Below are 14,842 nucleotides of genomic sequence, written 5' to 3'. Positions count from 1 at the left end.
GCGGTAGTCCAGGGGAAGGGCCCGCCGGCCGTACTGCGGCGGCTCAGACGACATTGTGCTGTCAGTTGATCCACTACCCCGATGGATCAATTGTTGAAGCGCCCATCGCCCATGGCTGATGGGCGTCTTTTTTTGAGCTGCCGGATTCCTGCGGGGACCCGGGCCCGATCGCGCGGCGTTCGGTATCATGTGCTGGCAGCGTCGGCTGCCCGTGCGCCCGCACGGGCGGCCAGCGCCCGAACATGCGCCGCCGACATGAACGACACCACCCTGCACGACCCCTCATCCGCCAGCATCGATCCGGCCGCGCTCGATGCACTGCACACGTTCGTCGAGCGCCATCCGCGGCTGCTCGTGCTGACCGGCGCGGGCATCAGCACGGATTCCGGCATTCCCGGCTATCGCGACCGCAACGGTCGATGGATGCGCTCGCCGCCGATCCAGCTTCACGAGTTCCTCGGCTCCGACGCGGCGCGCCGGCGCTACTGGGCGCGCAGCATGATCGGCTGGCCCGTGGTCGGCCGCGCGCAGCCCAACCGGTCGCACGTTGCGCTCGCGCAGCTCGGCGGCAGCGGCCGGATCGAGCGGCTCATCACGCAGAACGTCGACGGCCTGCATCAGCGCGCGGGCAGCGGCGACGTGATCGAACTGCATGGCGGCATCCACGGCGTCACGTGCCTCGATTGCGGCGCGCATCACGCGCGCGCGACGATCCAGACCGTGCTCGAGACGGACAATCCCGAATTGCTCGGCGCGCAGGCGGAACCGGCCGCCGACGGCGACGCGCACCTCGAATGGGCGGCGCTCGACACGTTCCGCGTCCCGGCCTGTCCCGCGTGCGGCGGGCTGCTGAAGCCGGCGGTGGTGTTCTTCGGCGAGAACGTGCCGCGCGAACGCGTCGCGCTCGCGTCGCAGGCGCTCGACGCGGCCGATGCGCTGCTGGTCGTCGGCTCGTCGCTGATGGTGTATTCCGGCTACCGGTTCTGCGTATGGGCGCATGCACAGCACAAGCCCGTCGCCGCGCTGAACCTCGGCCATACGCGTGCGGATCCGATGCTGACGCTGAAGGTCGAGGCGCGCTGCGCACCCGCGCTCGATGCACTGAATGTGCGGCTCGGGATCGCCGGCAGCGCGGCGGAGCACGCATCGTGAGCGGGCCGGCCGCATCGCCCGATCCGTCCGCGCGGCTGTCGGCGCCGGCCGCGGAGCGCAACCGCGGGCCGATCCTCGACGTACTGCGCCGCGTACTGCCGGCCGCCGGCAGCGTGCTCGAGATCGCGAGCGGCACCGGCCAGCACGCGGTCCATTTCGCACAGGCGCTGCCGGCGCTGCACTGGCAGCCGAGCGACCCCGACGCGCACGCGCGCCGCTCGATCGCCGCGTGGGTCGCCCATGCCGGCCTGCCGAATCTGGTCGAGCCGCTCGCGCTCGACGTGCGCGACGCGTCGTCGTGGCCGGCCGCGACGCGCGACGCGGTCGTCTGCATCAACATGATCCACATCTCGCCGTGGGCCAGCGCCGAAGCATTGTTCGCCGGCGCAGCGCGCGTGTTGCGCCCCGGCGGCGTATTGTTCCTGTATGGCCCGTATCGCCGCGAAGGACGCCACACGGCGCCGTCCAATGAAGCGTTCGACCGGCAGCTGCGCAGCCGCGATGCGTCGTGGGGCGTGCGCGATCTCGAGGCGGTCGTCGCGCTCGGCCTCGATCGCGGGCTCGACTGCATCGAAGTCGTCGACATGCCGGCCAACAACCTGAGCGTCGTGTTCCGGCGTCTGCCGCACGCCGAACAATGACGCGTTCGCGCGCATCGCGGCCGGGTTTCCACTATCCTTTCGCCTGTGCGCGCGGCCCGGTTCGGGTCGCGCCCCGTTTTTTCCGGAGAATTGACTAATGGGCAAACAAGCAATCGGTGTGATCGGGCTCGCGGTGATGGGCCGCAATCTCGCACTCAATATCGAGAGCCGCGGTTACGCGGTGTCGGTGTACAACCGCAGCCGCGAGAAAACCGACGAACTGATCGCCGAATTCCCCGGCCGCAATCTGGTGCCGACCTACACGCTCGAGGAGTTCGTCGCGTCGCTCGAAACGCCGCGCCGGATCCTGATGATGGTGAAGGCCGGCGAAGCGACCGATGCGACGATCGCATCGCTCAAGCCGCTGCTCGAGAAGGGCGACGTGCTGATCGACGGCGGCAACACGCACTTCACCGACACGATCCGCCGCAACCAGGAGCTCGCGCAATCGGGCCTGCACTTCATCGGCACCGGCGTGTCGGGCGGCGAGGAGGGCGCGCTGCGCGGTCCGTCGATCATGCCCGGCGGCCAGCGCGACGCGTACGACCTGGTCGAGCCGATCCTCAAGCAGATCGCGGCGAAGGCACCGTCGGACGGCGAGCCGTGCGTCGCGTACATGGGCCCGGACGGCGCAGGCCACTACGTGAAGATGGTCCACAACGGGATCGAGTACGGCGACATGCAGCTGATCGCCGAGAGCTATGCGGTGCTGAAGGACGTCGCGGGCCTGACCAACGACGAACTCGGCGCGGTGTACACCGAGTGGAACCAGGGCGAGCTCGACAGCTACCTGATCGAGATCACGTCGAAGATCTTCGGCAAGAAGGACGACGAAACCGGCAAGCACCTGGTCGACGTGATCCTCGATCGCGCCGCGCAGAAGGGCACCGGCAAGTGGACGAGCCAGAACGCGCTGGATCTCGGCGTGCCGCTGCCGCTCATCACCGAGTCGGTGTTCGCACGCGTGCTGTCGTCGCTGAAGACCGAGCGCGTCGCGGCCAGCAAGATCCTGTCGGGCCCGGCCGCCGCGCCGTTCGCCGGCGACCGTGCGGCGTTCATCGAAGCGGTGCGCCGCGCGCTGTACCTGAGCAAGGTGATCTCGTACGCGCAGGGCTTCGCGCAGCTGCGCACGGCGTCCGAAGAGTACGGCTGGAGCCTCGACCTCGGCACGATCGCGAAGATCTTCCGCGCCGGCTGCATCATCCGCGCGCGCTTCCTGCAGAAGATCACGGACGCGTATGCAAAGGATCCGGCGCTCGCGAACCTGCTGCTCGACCCGTACTTCAAGGACATCGCCGCGAACTACCAGGCGTCGCTGCGCGACGTCGTGGTGGCCGCGGTGAAGGCAGGCGTGCCGGTGCCGGCGTTCGCATCGGCGGTCGCGTACTTCGACAGCTACCGGTCCGAGCGGCTGCCGGCGAACCTTGTGCAGGCGCAGCGAGATTTCTTCGGCGCGCACACGTTCGAGCGCACCGACAAGCCGGGCAGCTTCCACGCGAACTGGTCGTAACCGGCGGGCGAGGCGGCATTGTTGCGAAATTCTATTCTTTGAGTAGGGTTTTTCAGTCCCGGATGCTGGAATTGTTGGCTCCGAGGAAACAGTGTTTTCGTTCTTTCATGGTTTTCCCTAGGTGATCTCCGGACTAAACTTTGATCAATCGCTGCAGACATGGTGTGTGCGGCGAAGCAAAAAAATCCCGGAGGTAATCATGAAATCGCTGATCGCAACGTTCGCTGCAGCTGCTGTCCTCGCCGTCCCCGCCGTGTCGTTCGCCCAACAGAACGCGCCCGTCACCCGTGCGCAGGTGAAGGCCGAACTGTCCGCCCTGCAACAAGCCGGCTACAAGCTGGGCAGCGACCGGACCGACTATCCGGCAGGCATTCAGGCAGCTGAAGCCCGTCTGAACCCGCAACAGAACGTCGCCGCTGCCGATACGAGCGGCTACGGTGCACAACCGGTCGGCCAGCAAGAGTCGGGCGCGCCGGCCGTCGGCAAGACCGGCTGGCAGGTCAAGCGCGTGTCGGATGGCGCACCGGTTTACAAGGGTCGTTAATCGGCCTCGGCCGTCGGCCGCAGCCGCGGCCTGATCCGGCCCCGAGCAGTACGCACAGCCCGTCGTTCCGCATCGCGGAACGACGGGCTGTTTTCATTGGTGGCGCCGGGCCGCATCAGTGCAGCGGGCGCGGGCCGCGGCCAATTTCCCGGAACAGCGCATCGGTCGGCGCGAGCGCCTGCAGCCATGCCACGTCGTGGCCGCTGAGCGTATCGAGCGCATCGCGCAGCCGTTCGATCGCGAGCACCGGCAGCTCGACGCTGTGCCGGGTCGCGCCGCTCAGGTGCGCGACGCTCGCGAGCTGGACGAGCGCGTCCGCTGCTTCGGCGACGTCGGTCGCGAACAGCAGGTGCCGGTTGAGCAGTTCGACGAGGCCGCCGGTTCCGTCGAAATCCTCGGCGTTCAGCTGCACGGACAGAAACGTCGCATTGTTCATCGTTATCTCCTCGTTGTCCGGATCGCCCGGTGCATCTGCGAGTATAGGAGGCGGCCCCGGCCGCCGGGCCGCGGGGCTCGGCGCGAGCGGCGCAACGCGCCGGGAGGCGGCCGTCCCGCCGGCCGGACGCGCCGCGTGGCGCGGCTCGCGGCGCCGCGACGGCCGCGCGTCGCACCGCAAGATTGTTGCCGGATCGGCCGGCTGTCGCAGCCCCGACCGCGACAAATGGTATCTTTCCCGATCGGGACGACGCGAGAAAGGTGCGAAAAAGGGGCCGGTGAGCCGCTTCGCGCTGACGTCCCGCAGTGGAAACTGACGGCCGCGACAGCGGTCGGATACTGGTTGGTCCGGCCGTTCGGCCGGACATCGTGCGTCGCACGCCGGGGGGCGGTGGGCGGCGCAACGACGCAAATCCGGGAGGACCCTTGAGAAAAACGATTCCGATCCACGATGCGCTGACGCGCTGGTTGCCGCAGGCGGCGTTCGTCGCCGCGGCCGCGGCGCTGACGGGCTGCACGATGACGCCGTGGACCGACAACTGGCAGCCGGTGCGGCCGTCGACGCCGGCGTCGGTTGCGACGCCGGGCGTGATCGCCGGCTATTACCGCGTGAATCCGGGCGACACGCTCGCCGGCATCGCCGCCGCGTACGGGCAGCGCGTGCAGGACGTCGCGAGCTGGAACCACATGTCGCCGAACGACGCCGTGTCGCCCGGCCAGGTGCTGCGCGTGGCGCCGCCGCCGGCCGCGACGTCGCTCGCGCAGCCGCCCGCGGCGGCCGCGCAGCCGGGCTCGCTGGCATGGCCGGCGACGGGCGCAGTCGTGACGCCGTTCTCGGCCGGCAAGACGCGCGGCATCGTGATCGCCGCGACCGGCCCCGACCATTCGGTGCGTGCCGCGGCAAACGGGCGGGTGGTCTACGCCGGCTCGGGCGTCAAGGCGTACGGCCCGCTGGTGATCCTGAAGCATGAAAACGGGCTCATCACCGCGTACGGGCACAACGGCAAGCTGCTCGTCAACGAAGGCGATGCGGTGCGTGCGGGCCAGCCGGTCGCCGAAATGGGCACCGACGCGAGCGGCCGCGCGACGTTCGAGTTCGAAGTCAGGCAGAACGGCAAGGCCGTCGATCCGCTGAACTTCCTGCCGCGCAACGGCGGCTGACGGGCCGCATCGCGACGTGTGCGCCGCACGGCGCACACGTTCCCGCCTTCACCCCTCCTTGAGCTCCGCGGTGCCCGACTGCCGCGCATGATTGCCGAGCCAGCGAATGCCGAGTGCGAGCCCCGCCGCGCCGAGCGCGATCAGCGAACACTGGATGGCGACCGGCAGGTAGCCGTGCGGCCGCGGATCGACGAACGGGTACGGATACCAGTTCTCCACCGCGCCGCGCACGAGCGTATAGCCGAGATAGACGAGCGGAAAGCCGAGCCACGCGAACGCGCTGCGCCGCGGGACCGGCGAGCGCGGCTCCACGTACAGCCAGTCGCACAGCACGACGAACGGCACGATCCGGTGCAGCACCCAGTTGTTGAACGCCGGCGTGATGTGATGCAGTGCATCGAGCCGCGCGAGCAGCAGTTCGTAGACGATCGCGGTGATCAGCATGTACAGCACGGCCGCGCCGCGCATCGATTCGTAGCGCGCCGAGCCGGGGCGCGTGACGCGCGACAGCCCCGCGACCAGCATCGCCGCCGCATACAGGCTGCTGAGTTGCGTGAAGTAGCTGAGGAAATTGCCGAGGTGAAAGGTCGGCATGTCCCAGTAGTCGGCGACGCTGTGCAGCGTGGTCGACACCGCGAGCAACGCGGCGATCAGCCGGTAGGCCGCAACGAAGAACGCTTTGCTCATGATGCCCGCGCAACGTCGCACCAAAGCTTCATCGTGCCACAGCGGCGCGCGGGCGCGATGCGGATTTTCCTTATGGCGCGGCGGCGCCGGGCAGTGCCGATTCTTCGGATATTTGATCGGGTCGTGCAATGCCGGCCGCACGTGACGCTACAATCGGGGCAATCGCCGGGCACCGGCCAGCCGCGGCATGTGCCTGCCCCGCATACCACACGAGAAAGACGAGACAAAGCATGAAAAACATCCTCGCGAAACAGACGCGCTACAGTTCGCCGGCCATTTTCTTCCACTGGATCGTGTTCCTGCTGGTGGCGCTGGCCTACCTGGCCATCGAGATTCGCGGGCCGAAAGGCAGCGACAGTCGCGCGTTCTGGATGAACGTCCATTTCCTCGCCGGGACATCCGTGCTCGTGCTGTCGGTGCTGCGCGTGCTGTGGCGGGTAGTCAGCCGCGTGCCGGAACCGATTCCGCAGGCAACGGTGCTCAAGTGGCTGTCGAAGCTCGCGCATTTCGCGCTGTACGTATTCATCATCGCGCAGCCGCTGCTCGGGATCATGATGGTCAACATGGGCGGCAAGCCCGTATCGCTCGACTGGATCGGCGTGTCGTTTACGCTGTTCGGCCCCGACAAGGCGCTGCGGCCGACGATCAAGGAAGCGCACGAACTGATCGGCAACGCGTTCTATTTCGTGATCGGCCTGCATGCGCTCGCCGCGCTTTACCACCATTTCATCCGGCGCGACGACGTGCTGCGGCGCATGGCGCCGTGATCGCCGCGCGCTGAAGCCGCGCATCGGCCCGGGGGCGCATGGTTGTGTCGACAACCATGCGCCCCCGGTTCGTTTACCGCCGTGCGCGGCTGGCCAGCGCGACGAACATTCTGTAACATCTCGGCTGTTTTTACATTCCGCTTACGCATCGCCGCGCATGCTGCATCGACATCGTCACCTGACCGCCTGGCTCGGCGTGTTCGCGATCTGGCTCGCGATCGCGGCGCCGCTGGTGTCGCAGTGGCGCATCGCGCAGGCGGCCGTGCCCGACGCGACCGTCTGCAGTGCCGAGCATGGTGCGCATCGCGCCGCCGCCGCGCACGATCATGCGCTTCATCTCGATGCGTGCGGCTATTGCGGCTTCTTCGCGCACGCGCCCGCCGTCGGCGCCGCCGCCGCCGCATCGTTCGCTTGCGTCCCCGCCAAGACCGTTTCCGCCGCCGCGCCGCCTGCCGTCGCGGCGCGCGCCGAACGCTATCCGCGCGCTTACCCGCGCGCACCGCCCGAGCGCGCCTGACGCGCTGTCTTCCGTTCCTTTCATCGCCGATATCCGTGCGGTCCGTCGAGGCCGCGTGGAGGGCGTCACTCGGGCTTTCGATCATGACCGTTTTTTCGTTGCGCGCGCCGACGGCGTCGCGCCATTCCCGTGCGCTGCGCGTGCCGCGCATGCTGACACTCACTGTTCCCGCGCTCGCCGTCGGCGCGATGACCGCTGCTGCTGCCGAAACCGCGCGTGCGGCGGCCGTGCCGACGGACGATGCGGCCGCGCTGCTGCCGCCCGTCGAGGTCGTCGCGTCGCCGCTGACGACGCCGCTCGTCGTCGTCACCGATCCGAAGACGCCGCGCCAGCCGCTGCCGGCGAGCGACGGCGCGGACTATCTGAAGACGATTCCCGGCTTCACGTCGATCCGCAGCGGCGGCACGAACGGCGACCCCGTGTTGCGCGGGATGTTCGGTTCGCGGCTGAACATTCTCGCGAACGGGCTGCCGACGCTCGGCGCGTGCCCGAACCGGATGGATGCGCCGACCTCGTATATCGCGCCGGAAAGCTATGACAAGGTCACGGTCGTGAAGGGTCCGCAGACCGTGCTGTACGGCCCCGGCGCGTCGGCCGGCACCGTGCTGTTCGAGCGCGTGACGCCGCGCTTCGAGCGTCCCGGCATGCGCTTCGACGGCAGCGTGGTCGGCGGCTCGTTCGGCCGCAACGACCAGAACGTCGACGTGACGGCCGGCACGCCGGACGTCTATGGCCGCGTGAGCGCGAACCACGCGCATGCGCAGGACTACGAGGACGGCAACGGCAATACCGTGCCGTCGCAATGGGACAAGTGGAATGCGGATGCGGCGCTCGGCTGGACACCCGACGACCACACGCGCGTCGAACTGACGGCGGGTACCGGCGATGGCTATGCGCGCTACGCGGGGCGCGGAATGGACGGTGCGCATTTCCGCCGCGAGACGTTCGGCCTGTCGTTCGACAAGCGGCATCTCGGCGACGTGCTCGACCGGATCGATGCGCGCGTGTACTACAACGAAGCCGACCACGTGATGGACAACTACTCGCTGCGGCAACCGGACCCGACCAGCAGCATGCCGATGCGCATGGCGTCCGAGGTGCGGCGCCGTACGGTCGGTGCGCGGGCGGCGGCGACGTTGCGCTTCGGCGACGACTTCAAGCTCGTGACCGGCGTCGACGCGCAGTCGAACCGGCTCGACGCGCGTTCCGCGATGGGGCGGCAGAACTACGGCGACCAGCCGTGGAATGCGCGGGCGACGATGTGGAACGCCGGTGCATTCGGCGAACTGACGTGGTACGCGAGCGATGCGTCGCGCGTGATCGGCGGCGCGCGGGTCGACTACGCGAGCGCGCGCGACAAGCGTCCAACGACGAGCGGGATGATGGCGAGCAAGCCGAATCCGACCTTCGACGACGATCGCGCGCGCGTGCTGCCGAGCGGCTTCATGCGCTACGAGCGCGATCTCGCGTCGCTGCCGGTCACGTGGTACGCGGGCGTCGGCCACGCGGAACGCTATCCGGACTACTGGGAGCTGTTTTCCGCGAAACGCGGGCCCGCCGGTTCGATCAACGCGTTCTCGGCAGTGCAGCCGGAAAAGACCACGCAGCTCGACATCGGCGCGCAGTACAAGAGCGACCGCGTCGATGCATGGGTGTCGGCTTACGCCGGGTATGTGCAGGACTACATCCTGTTCAATTACGCGGCCGGGATGATGGGCCCGACCACGCAGGCGACCAACGTCAATGCGCAGATCATGGGCGGCGAAGCCGGCGTGTCGTGGCGGCCGATCGCACCGCTGCGGGTCGAGACGTCGCTCGCGTATGCATGGGGGCGCAATGCGGCGGGCGGCGATCCGTTGCCGCAGATGCCGCCGCTCGAGGCGCGCGTCGGGCTCGAATACACGCACGGCGCATGGTCGGCGGGCGGCCTGTGGCGGATCGTTGCGCCGCAGCATCGCTATGCACCGAACGAGGGCAACGTGGTCGGCAAGGACTTCGGCCCCAGCGCCGGCTTCGGCGTGCTGTCGCTGCATGCGCAGTACAACGTCGGCAAGAAGGTGCAGATCTCGGTCGGCGTCGACAACGTATTGAACAAGGCCTATACGGAGCACCTGAACCTCGCCGGCAACGCGGGCTTCGGCTATCCGGCGAATGCCCCGGTGATGGAGCCGGGGCGTACCGCATGGCTGCGCGTGAGCGCGAAACTGTAACGCGCGGCGCGCGTGTGCGATGCAGCATGCGCGCGCATCGGTGCGCCACCGCCCGAACGGGCGGCGCGCGTCAACCGATTAGAGAACCATGTCTAGTCAGGGCGCAAACGTTCGCGACTCGTGATTCACTCCCGCATTCGACGCGCACGGTGCGTTCGCCTGGTCGCGAATCGCCGCGCGCGTCGGTCCTCATTCGCACCGGCAGCACAATAATCAGGAGAACATGCATGGCCAGATCGATGCGTTCCAGGGTGGTGGCAGGGGCAGTGGCATGCGCGATGAGCGTCGCGCCGTTCGCGGGGACGACCGCGGCGATGACGCTCGCGACGACGCACGCGGCGAGGGCGGCAACCGCGCCGGCGGACGACTACGCGGCAACACGTTATCCGATCATTCTCGTGCACGGACTCACCGGCACCGACAAGTACGCCGGCGTGCTCGAGTACTGGTACGGCATCCAGGAGGACCTGCAGCAGCACGGTGCGAACGTCTATGTCGCGAACCTGTCGGGCTTCCAGAGCGACGACGGTCCGAACGGGCGCGGCGAGCAGCTGCTCGCTTACGTGAAGACGGTGCTCGCCGCGACCGGCGCGACGAAGGTGAACCTGGTCGGTCACAGCCAGGGCGGCCTCACGTCGCGCTATGTCGCGGCCGTCGCGCCCGATCTCGTCGCCTCGGTGACGACGATCGGCACGCCGCACCGCGGCTCGGAGTTCGCCGACTTCGTGCAGAGCGTGCTCGCGTACGATCCGACCGGACTGTCGTCGTCGGTGATCGCCGCGTTCGTCAATGTGTTCGGGATCCTGACGAGCAGCAACAACAACACGGACCAGGACGCGCTCGCGGCGCTGAAGACGCTGACGACCGCGCAGGCCGCGACGTACAACCAGAACTATCCGAGCGCGGGCCTCGGCGCGCCGGGCAGTTGCCAGACGGGCGCGCCGACGGAGACCGTCGGCGGCAATACGCACCTGCTGTATTCGTGGGCCGGCACGGCGATCCAGCCGACGATTTCCGCATTCGGCGTCACGGGCGCGACGGATACCAGCACGCTTCCGGTGATCGACCCGGCGAACGCGCTCGACCTGTCGACGCTTGCGCTGCTCGGCACCGGCACGGTGATGATCAATCGCGGCTCGGGGCAGAACGACGGGCTCGTGTCCAGGTGCAGCGCGCTGTACGGGAAGGTGCTGAGCACGAGCTACAAGTGGAACCATCTCGACGAGATCAACCAGTTGCTCGGCGTGCGCGGCGCGTATGCGGAAGATCCGGTCGCGGTGATCCGCACGCATGCGAACCGGCTGAAGCTCGCGGGCGTGTGATCGATGGCCGTACGTGAAGGACGCGCGCCGCTCGCGCGGCGCGTGGCGATCTACGGGGCGGTCGGGCTGGCGGCGATGGCCGGCGTCGCGTTCTGGAGCGGCGCGGCACCGCCGCACGCAACGGTTGCCACGCATGCGTCGCCGGATGCGGGAGCGCCGGGCAGCTCGAACGCGGCGGCCGGCGTGCCGCAGGCCGCGTTGCCGGCGAGCGCCGGCCTGCCGTCGTCGCTGGCCGGGTCGAGCGCGCCGCGGTTGCCGCTCGATGCCGGCGGCCATCTCGCGAAGTCGCGCGCGGTGCGCGATTTCTTCGATTATTGCCTGACCGCGCGGAGCGACCTGAGCGCCACCGCGCTCGATGCGCTCGTCGTGCGCGAGATCGCCGCGCAGCTCGACGGCACGATCGCGCAGCCCGAGGCGCTCGACGTCTGGCATCGCTATCGCGCGTATCTCGACGCGCTCGCGAAACTGCCGCAGGCCGGTGCGGTCGACAAGTCCGATCCGGGCGCACTGCAGCTCGCGCTGGACCAGCGCGCGTCGATCGGATACCGGACGCTCGGCGACTGGAGCCAGCCGTTCTTCGGCGCGGAGCAGTGGCGGCAGCGCTACGATCTCGCGCGGCTCAAGATCGCGCAGGACCGCACGCTGACGGACGCGCAGAAGGCGGAGCGGCTCGCGGCGCTCGCACAGCAGTTGCCGGCCGACGAACGCGCGGCGCAACAGAAGGCCGACCGGCAACGCGCCGCGATCGACCGGATCGCGCAGTTGCAGAAGAGCGGCGCGACGCCCGACGCGATGCGCGCACAACTGATGCAGACGCTCGGTCCCGAAGCCGCCGCGCGCGTCGCGCAGATGCAGCAGGATGACGCGGCGTGGCAGAGCCGCTATGCGGACTATGCGGCACAGCGCGCGCAGATCGATGGGGCCGGGTTATCGGCGCAGGATCGCGACGCGCAGATTGCCGCGCTGCGGCAACGGATGTTCACGAAGCCGGGCGAAGCCGTGCGCGCGGCTTCACTCGACCGCGGCGCCGCTGCCGCGCAATGATGCAGGCAATCGCGTGCACGAACCGTACGATCCCGCGCGCACTCCCGCACACGCTCATGCCGCGTGCGTGAACTCCCGCGGCAGATGCCGTTCGATGGTCCCCGCGAGCGTATCGAACGCGGGTCCGATGCCTTCGTGCGCGACGCACGCATAGCCGAGCAGCAGCCCGCGCCGCGCGGTGTCCGCGCAGCTGTAGTAGCTGGTCAGCGGGCGCACGATCACGCCCGCGTCGAACGCGCTTTGCGTGACCGCGCGATCGTCGCATGTGTCGGGCAGGCCGAGCACCAGATGCAGCCCGGCTTCGTCGCCCATCACGGGGAGCGCGTCGCCGAAGCGCGCATGGATCGCATCGATCAGCAATTGCCGGCGCTCGCCGTACAGCGTGCGCATCCGCCGCACGTGCGACGTCAGGTGCCCGTCCATGATGAATTCGGCGAGCACGGCCTGCTGCATCAGCTGGCCTTCGCGATACAGCTCCGACAGCCCGGTGCGGAACGTGTCGACCAGATGCTCGGGCACCACCATGTAGCCCATCCGCAGGCCGGGGAACAGCATCTTGCCGAGGCTGCCGACGTAGATCACGCGGCCGCCGTCGTCGAGGCCCTGCAGCGACGCGAGCGGGCGGCTGCCATAGCGGAATTCGCTGTCGTAGTCGTCCTCGATGATCCAGCAGCGGTGCTGGCGCGCGTATTCGAGCAGCATCCGGCGCCGCGCGAGGCTCATCACCATTCCGAGCGGATACTGGTGCGACGGCGTGACGAGCACGAGCCGCGGCGGTTGCTGCATGTCGCTCGCGCTCGGATCGATTCCTTCCTGGTCGACCGGCACCGGCGTCAGCGCGAGGCCGGTCGCCTGCAGCACGCTGCGCACGCCCCAGTAGCACGGCTCCTCGACCCACGCGCGATCGCCGATGTCGGACAGCAGCCGCACCGCGAGGTCGATCGACTGGTGGATGCCGGTCGTGATGATCACCTGGTCCGGCGAGCATTTGACCGACCGCGCGACGCGCAGGTAGTCGGCGAGCGCGCGGCGCAGCGGCCGGTAGCCGCCGCCAGGCGCATAGGTCAGCAGCTCGGGATTCGCTTCCTTCCACAGGCGCGCCTGCAGGCGGCTCCACGTGCGGCTCGGGAATTCCGACACGTCCGGCACGCCGGGCATGAACGCGCCCCACTGGCGCCGCGACACGCCCGCGTGCTCAATCAGCTGGCGGCCGCGCATCGACAGCCCGCCCTGCGCGTCCGGCAGCGATAGCGCACCGCTGCCGGCCGACGGCGCCGCGGCACCCGGTGCATGGATCGCGGCTGCGTCCGGCCGCGTGTCGGCCACGTACGTGCCGCTGCCGGTGGTCGTCAGCACGTAGCCTTCGGCCGTCAGCTGGTCGTACACGTGCAGCACGGTATTGCGCGCGATCGACAGGTCGGCCGCCAGCGTGCGCGAACTCGGGAGTTTTGTGCCCGGCCCCAATTCGCCGGTCAGGATGGCCTGCTGCATCAGCTGCAGCAACTGCCGGTACATCGGCTCGGGCGAGCTGCGGTCGATGCGGGCGGAGAGCCAGTCGGCGAGGATCACGGTATCCAAAGTGGTCCTACTAGGAATATTGAAATGGTTCCCTAGTATAGAACCGTGCCGGCCGTATAGTGGGTCCATCTCAAAAATGATTGTCGCGCAGCAAGGGGACAGCCACGATGAAGTCCGATGATGTGATCGTCAGCTTTCGCGGCGTGCGGAAGACCTACGACGGCGAGACGCTGGTCGTCAAATCGCTCGACCTCGATATCCGTCGAGGGGAATTCCTGACGCTGCTCGGGCCGTCCGGCTCGGGCAAGACCACCTGCCTGATGATGCTGGCAGGCTTCGAGTTCCCGACGGGCGGCGAGATCCGCCTCGACGGCGAGCTGCTGAACACCGTTCCGCCGCACAAGCGCAACATCGGCATGGTGTTCCAGAACTACGCGCTGTTTCCGCACCTGACGGTCGAGCAGAACGTCGCGTATCCGCTGACGGTGCGCAAGCTGTCGGCCGGCGAGCGGGCGGAGCGCGTCGCGCATGCGCTGAAGATGGTCCAGATGGAGCGTTTCGCGAAGCGCTACCCGGCGCAGCTGTCGGGCGGTCAGCAGCAGCGCATCGCGCTGGCGCGCGCGCTCGTGTTCGAGCCGAAGCTCGTGCTGATGGACGAGCCGCTCGGCGCGCTCGACAAGCAGTTGCGCGAACACATGCAGTACGAACTGAAGGCGCTGCACGAGAAGCTCGGCGTGACCTTCGTGTACGTGACGCACGACCAGGGCGAGGCGCTGACGATGTCCGATCGCGTCGCCGTGTTCGACAAGGGCATCGTGCAGCAGCTCGATACCGTCGACCGCCTGTACGAATCGCCGTGCAACGAATTCGTCGCGAACTTCATCGGCGACAGCAACCGGTTGCGCGGCACCATCGCGCGCATCGACGGCGAATTCTGCGAGTTCCGGCTCGACGACGGCACGCAGCTCGTCGGACGCCGCATCGGCGACGCGGCCGAAGGCGCGCCGGCCGTCGCGTGCATTCGCCCCGAACGCATGAGCCTCGCGAACGGTCACCTGAACGGCGGCGCCGCGAACCGCGTGACCGGCGAGGCGCGCAGCCTGATCTATTTCGGCGATCACGTGCGCATGCGCTGCGCATTGCCGGGCCAGGACGAATGCTTCGTGAAGGTGCCGCTCGGCACGGGCGCGCTCGACGCGTTCGCGCCCGGCGCGCCGGTATCGCTCGCATTCTCGCCCGAGCACCTGCGCGTGTTCGCGTGACGCAGGGTTTCCCGTTTTTTCGCAGCACGTCGTCAACAACAACGCCCACTTCCACCACGAGAGGAGAGGAAC

General features: G+C 68.5%; 14 protein-coding genes. 11 read left to right on the top strand and 3 right to left on the bottom strand.

Annotation, left to right across the window (positions count from 1 at the left end; all coding sequences use genetic code 11):
* Nucleotides 1-255 precede the first annotated feature (255 nt).
* From Q3A80_RS03115 to Q3A80_RS03100, 4 genes are all read left to right on the top strand, one after another.
* Complete coding sequence (locus Q3A80_RS03115; RefSeq protein WP_446327612.1) at nucleotides 256-1,152, top strand: NAD-dependent protein deacetylase; 897 nt, start codon at nucleotides 256-258, stop codon at nucleotides 1,150-1,152.
* Nucleotides 1,149-1,793 carry a DUF938 domain-containing protein gene (locus Q3A80_RS03110; RefSeq protein WP_446327611.1) on the top strand — a complete coding sequence of 215 codons (645 nt, stop codon included), beginning with the start codon at nucleotides 1,149-1,151 and terminating at the stop codon, nucleotides 1,791-1,793. Before Q3A80_RS03115 ends, Q3A80_RS03110 begins: the two co-directional genes overlap by 4 nt.
* 97 nt (nucleotides 1,794-1,890) lie before the next feature.
* Entirely contained in the window at nucleotides 1,891-3,303 is a 1,413-nt protein-coding gene (gene gndA, locus Q3A80_RS03105; RefSeq protein ID WP_446327610.1) for an NADP-dependent phosphogluconate dehydrogenase, read from the top strand.
* Between the two features lie 199 nt (nucleotides 3,304-3,502).
* Nucleotides 3,503-3,847 carry a DUF4148 domain-containing protein gene (locus Q3A80_RS03100; protein ID WP_446327609.1) on the top strand — a complete coding sequence of 115 codons (345 nt, stop codon included), beginning with the start codon at nucleotides 3,503-3,505 and terminating at the stop codon, nucleotides 3,845-3,847.
* A 115-nt stretch (nucleotides 3,848-3,962) separates the two neighbouring features.
* Here the strand turns inward: Q3A80_RS03100 and Q3A80_RS03095 are convergent, their stop codons facing one another.
* Nucleotides 3,963-4,283 carry a hypothetical protein gene (locus tag Q3A80_RS03095; protein WP_446327608.1) on the bottom strand — a complete coding sequence of 107 codons (321 nt, stop codon included), beginning with the start codon at nucleotides 4,281-4,283 and terminating at the stop codon, nucleotides 3,963-3,965.
* A gap of 425 nt (nucleotides 4,284-4,708) precedes the next feature.
* Here Q3A80_RS03095 and Q3A80_RS03090 point away from each other — a divergent pair, with 425 nt between their 5' ends.
* On the top strand, nucleotides 4,709-5,443 hold the full coding sequence (locus Q3A80_RS03090) for a peptidoglycan DD-metalloendopeptidase family protein (RefSeq protein ID WP_446327607.1): 735 nt from the start codon (nucleotides 4,709-4,711) through the stop codon (nucleotides 5,441-5,443).
* Nucleotides 5,444-5,491: 48 nt separating this feature from the next.
* Here Q3A80_RS03090 and Q3A80_RS03085 read toward each other — a convergent pair whose 3' ends face one another.
* A complete protein-coding gene (locus tag Q3A80_RS03085) occupies nucleotides 5,492-6,130 on the bottom strand; it encodes a Pr6Pr family membrane protein (RefSeq protein ID WP_446327606.1) in 639 nt (212 codons plus the stop codon).
* Between the two features lie 230 nt (nucleotides 6,131-6,360).
* Here Q3A80_RS03085 and Q3A80_RS03080 point away from each other — a divergent pair, with 230 nt between their 5' ends.
* From Q3A80_RS03080 to Q3A80_RS03060, 5 genes are all read left to right on the top strand, one after another.
* Nucleotides 6,361-6,897, top strand: a complete 537-nt coding sequence (locus Q3A80_RS03080; protein ID WP_446327605.1) for a cytochrome b — start codon at nucleotides 6,361-6,363, stop codon at nucleotides 6,895-6,897.
* Nucleotides 6,898-7,054: 157 nt separating this feature from the next.
* Nucleotides 7,055-7,414, top strand: a complete 360-nt coding sequence (locus Q3A80_RS03075) for a DUF2946 family protein (RefSeq protein ID WP_446327604.1) — start codon at nucleotides 7,055-7,057, stop codon at nucleotides 7,412-7,414.
* Nucleotides 7,415-7,497: 83 nt separating this feature from the next.
* Complete coding sequence (locus Q3A80_RS03070) at nucleotides 7,498-9,624, top strand: TonB-dependent copper receptor (RefSeq protein WP_446327603.1); 2,127 nt, start codon at nucleotides 7,498-7,500, stop codon at nucleotides 9,622-9,624.
* Between the two features lie 227 nt (nucleotides 9,625-9,851).
* Nucleotides 9,852-10,946 (top strand): alpha/beta fold hydrolase, encoded by a 1,095-nt coding sequence (locus Q3A80_RS03065; protein ID WP_446327602.1) that lies wholly within the window; start codon nucleotides 9,852-9,854, stop codon nucleotides 10,944-10,946.
* A 3-nt stretch (nucleotides 10,947-10,949) separates the two neighbouring features.
* On the top strand, nucleotides 10,950-11,990 hold the full coding sequence (locus Q3A80_RS03060; protein WP_446327601.1) for a lipase secretion chaperone: 1,041 nt from the start codon (nucleotides 10,950-10,952) through the stop codon (nucleotides 11,988-11,990).
* A 54-nt stretch (nucleotides 11,991-12,044) separates the two neighbouring features.
* Here the strand turns inward: Q3A80_RS03060 and pdxR are convergent, their stop codons facing one another.
* On the bottom strand, nucleotides 12,045-13,568 hold the full coding sequence (pdxR, locus tag Q3A80_RS03055) for a MocR-like pyridoxine biosynthesis transcription factor PdxR (protein ID WP_446327600.1): 1,524 nt from the start codon (nucleotides 13,566-13,568) through the stop codon (nucleotides 12,045-12,047).
* Between the two features lie 107 nt (nucleotides 13,569-13,675).
* On the opposite strand from pdxR, the gene Q3A80_RS03050 reads away from it, so the two are divergent.
* Complete coding sequence (locus Q3A80_RS03050; RefSeq protein ID WP_446327599.1) at nucleotides 13,676-14,770, top strand: ABC transporter ATP-binding protein; 1,095 nt, start codon at nucleotides 13,676-13,678, stop codon at nucleotides 14,768-14,770.
* Nucleotides 14,771-14,842 lie beyond the last annotated feature (72 nt).

Source organism: Burkholderia sp. SR8 (assembly GCF_052851275.1).
This window is presented reverse-complemented; position numbering and strand designations above follow the sequence as displayed.

Bases quoted from the DNA above. Each gene is read 5' to 3' on its own strand.
- Q3A80_RS03115 (WP_446327612.1), top strand. From the start codon at position 256: ATGAACGACACCACCCTGCACGACCCCTCATCCGCCAGCATCGATCCG.
- gndA (WP_446327610.1), top strand. From the start codon at position 1,891: ATGGGCAAACAAGCAATCGGTGTGATCGGGCTCGCGGTGATGGGCCGC.
- Q3A80_RS03100 (WP_446327609.1), top strand. From the start codon at position 3,503: ATGAAATCGCTGATCGCAACGTTCGCTGCAGCTGCTGTCCTCGCCGTC.
- Q3A80_RS03095 (WP_446327608.1), bottom strand. From the start codon at position 4,283: ATGAACAATGCGACGTTTCTGTCCGTGCAGCTGAACGCCGAGGATTTC.
- Q3A80_RS03085 (WP_446327606.1), bottom strand. From the start codon at position 6,130: ATGAGCAAAGCGTTCTTCGTTGCGGCCTACCGGCTGATCGCCGCGTTG.
- Q3A80_RS03080 (WP_446327605.1), top strand. From the start codon at position 6,361: ATGAAAAACATCCTCGCGAAACAGACGCGCTACAGTTCGCCGGCCATT.
- Q3A80_RS03075 (WP_446327604.1), top strand. From the start codon at position 7,055: ATGCTGCATCGACATCGTCACCTGACCGCCTGGCTCGGCGTGTTCGCG.
- Q3A80_RS03070 (WP_446327603.1), top strand. From the start codon at position 7,498: ATGACCGTTTTTTCGTTGCGCGCGCCGACGGCGTCGCGCCATTCCCGT.
- Q3A80_RS03065 (WP_446327602.1), top strand. From the start codon at position 9,852: ATGGCCAGATCGATGCGTTCCAGGGTGGTGGCAGGGGCAGTGGCATGC.
- Q3A80_RS03060 (WP_446327601.1), top strand. From the start codon at position 10,950: ATGGCCGTACGTGAAGGACGCGCGCCGCTCGCGCGGCGCGTGGCGATC.
- Q3A80_RS03050 (WP_446327599.1), top strand. From the start codon at position 13,676: ATGAAGTCCGATGATGTGATCGTCAGCTTTCGCGGCGTGCGGAAGACC.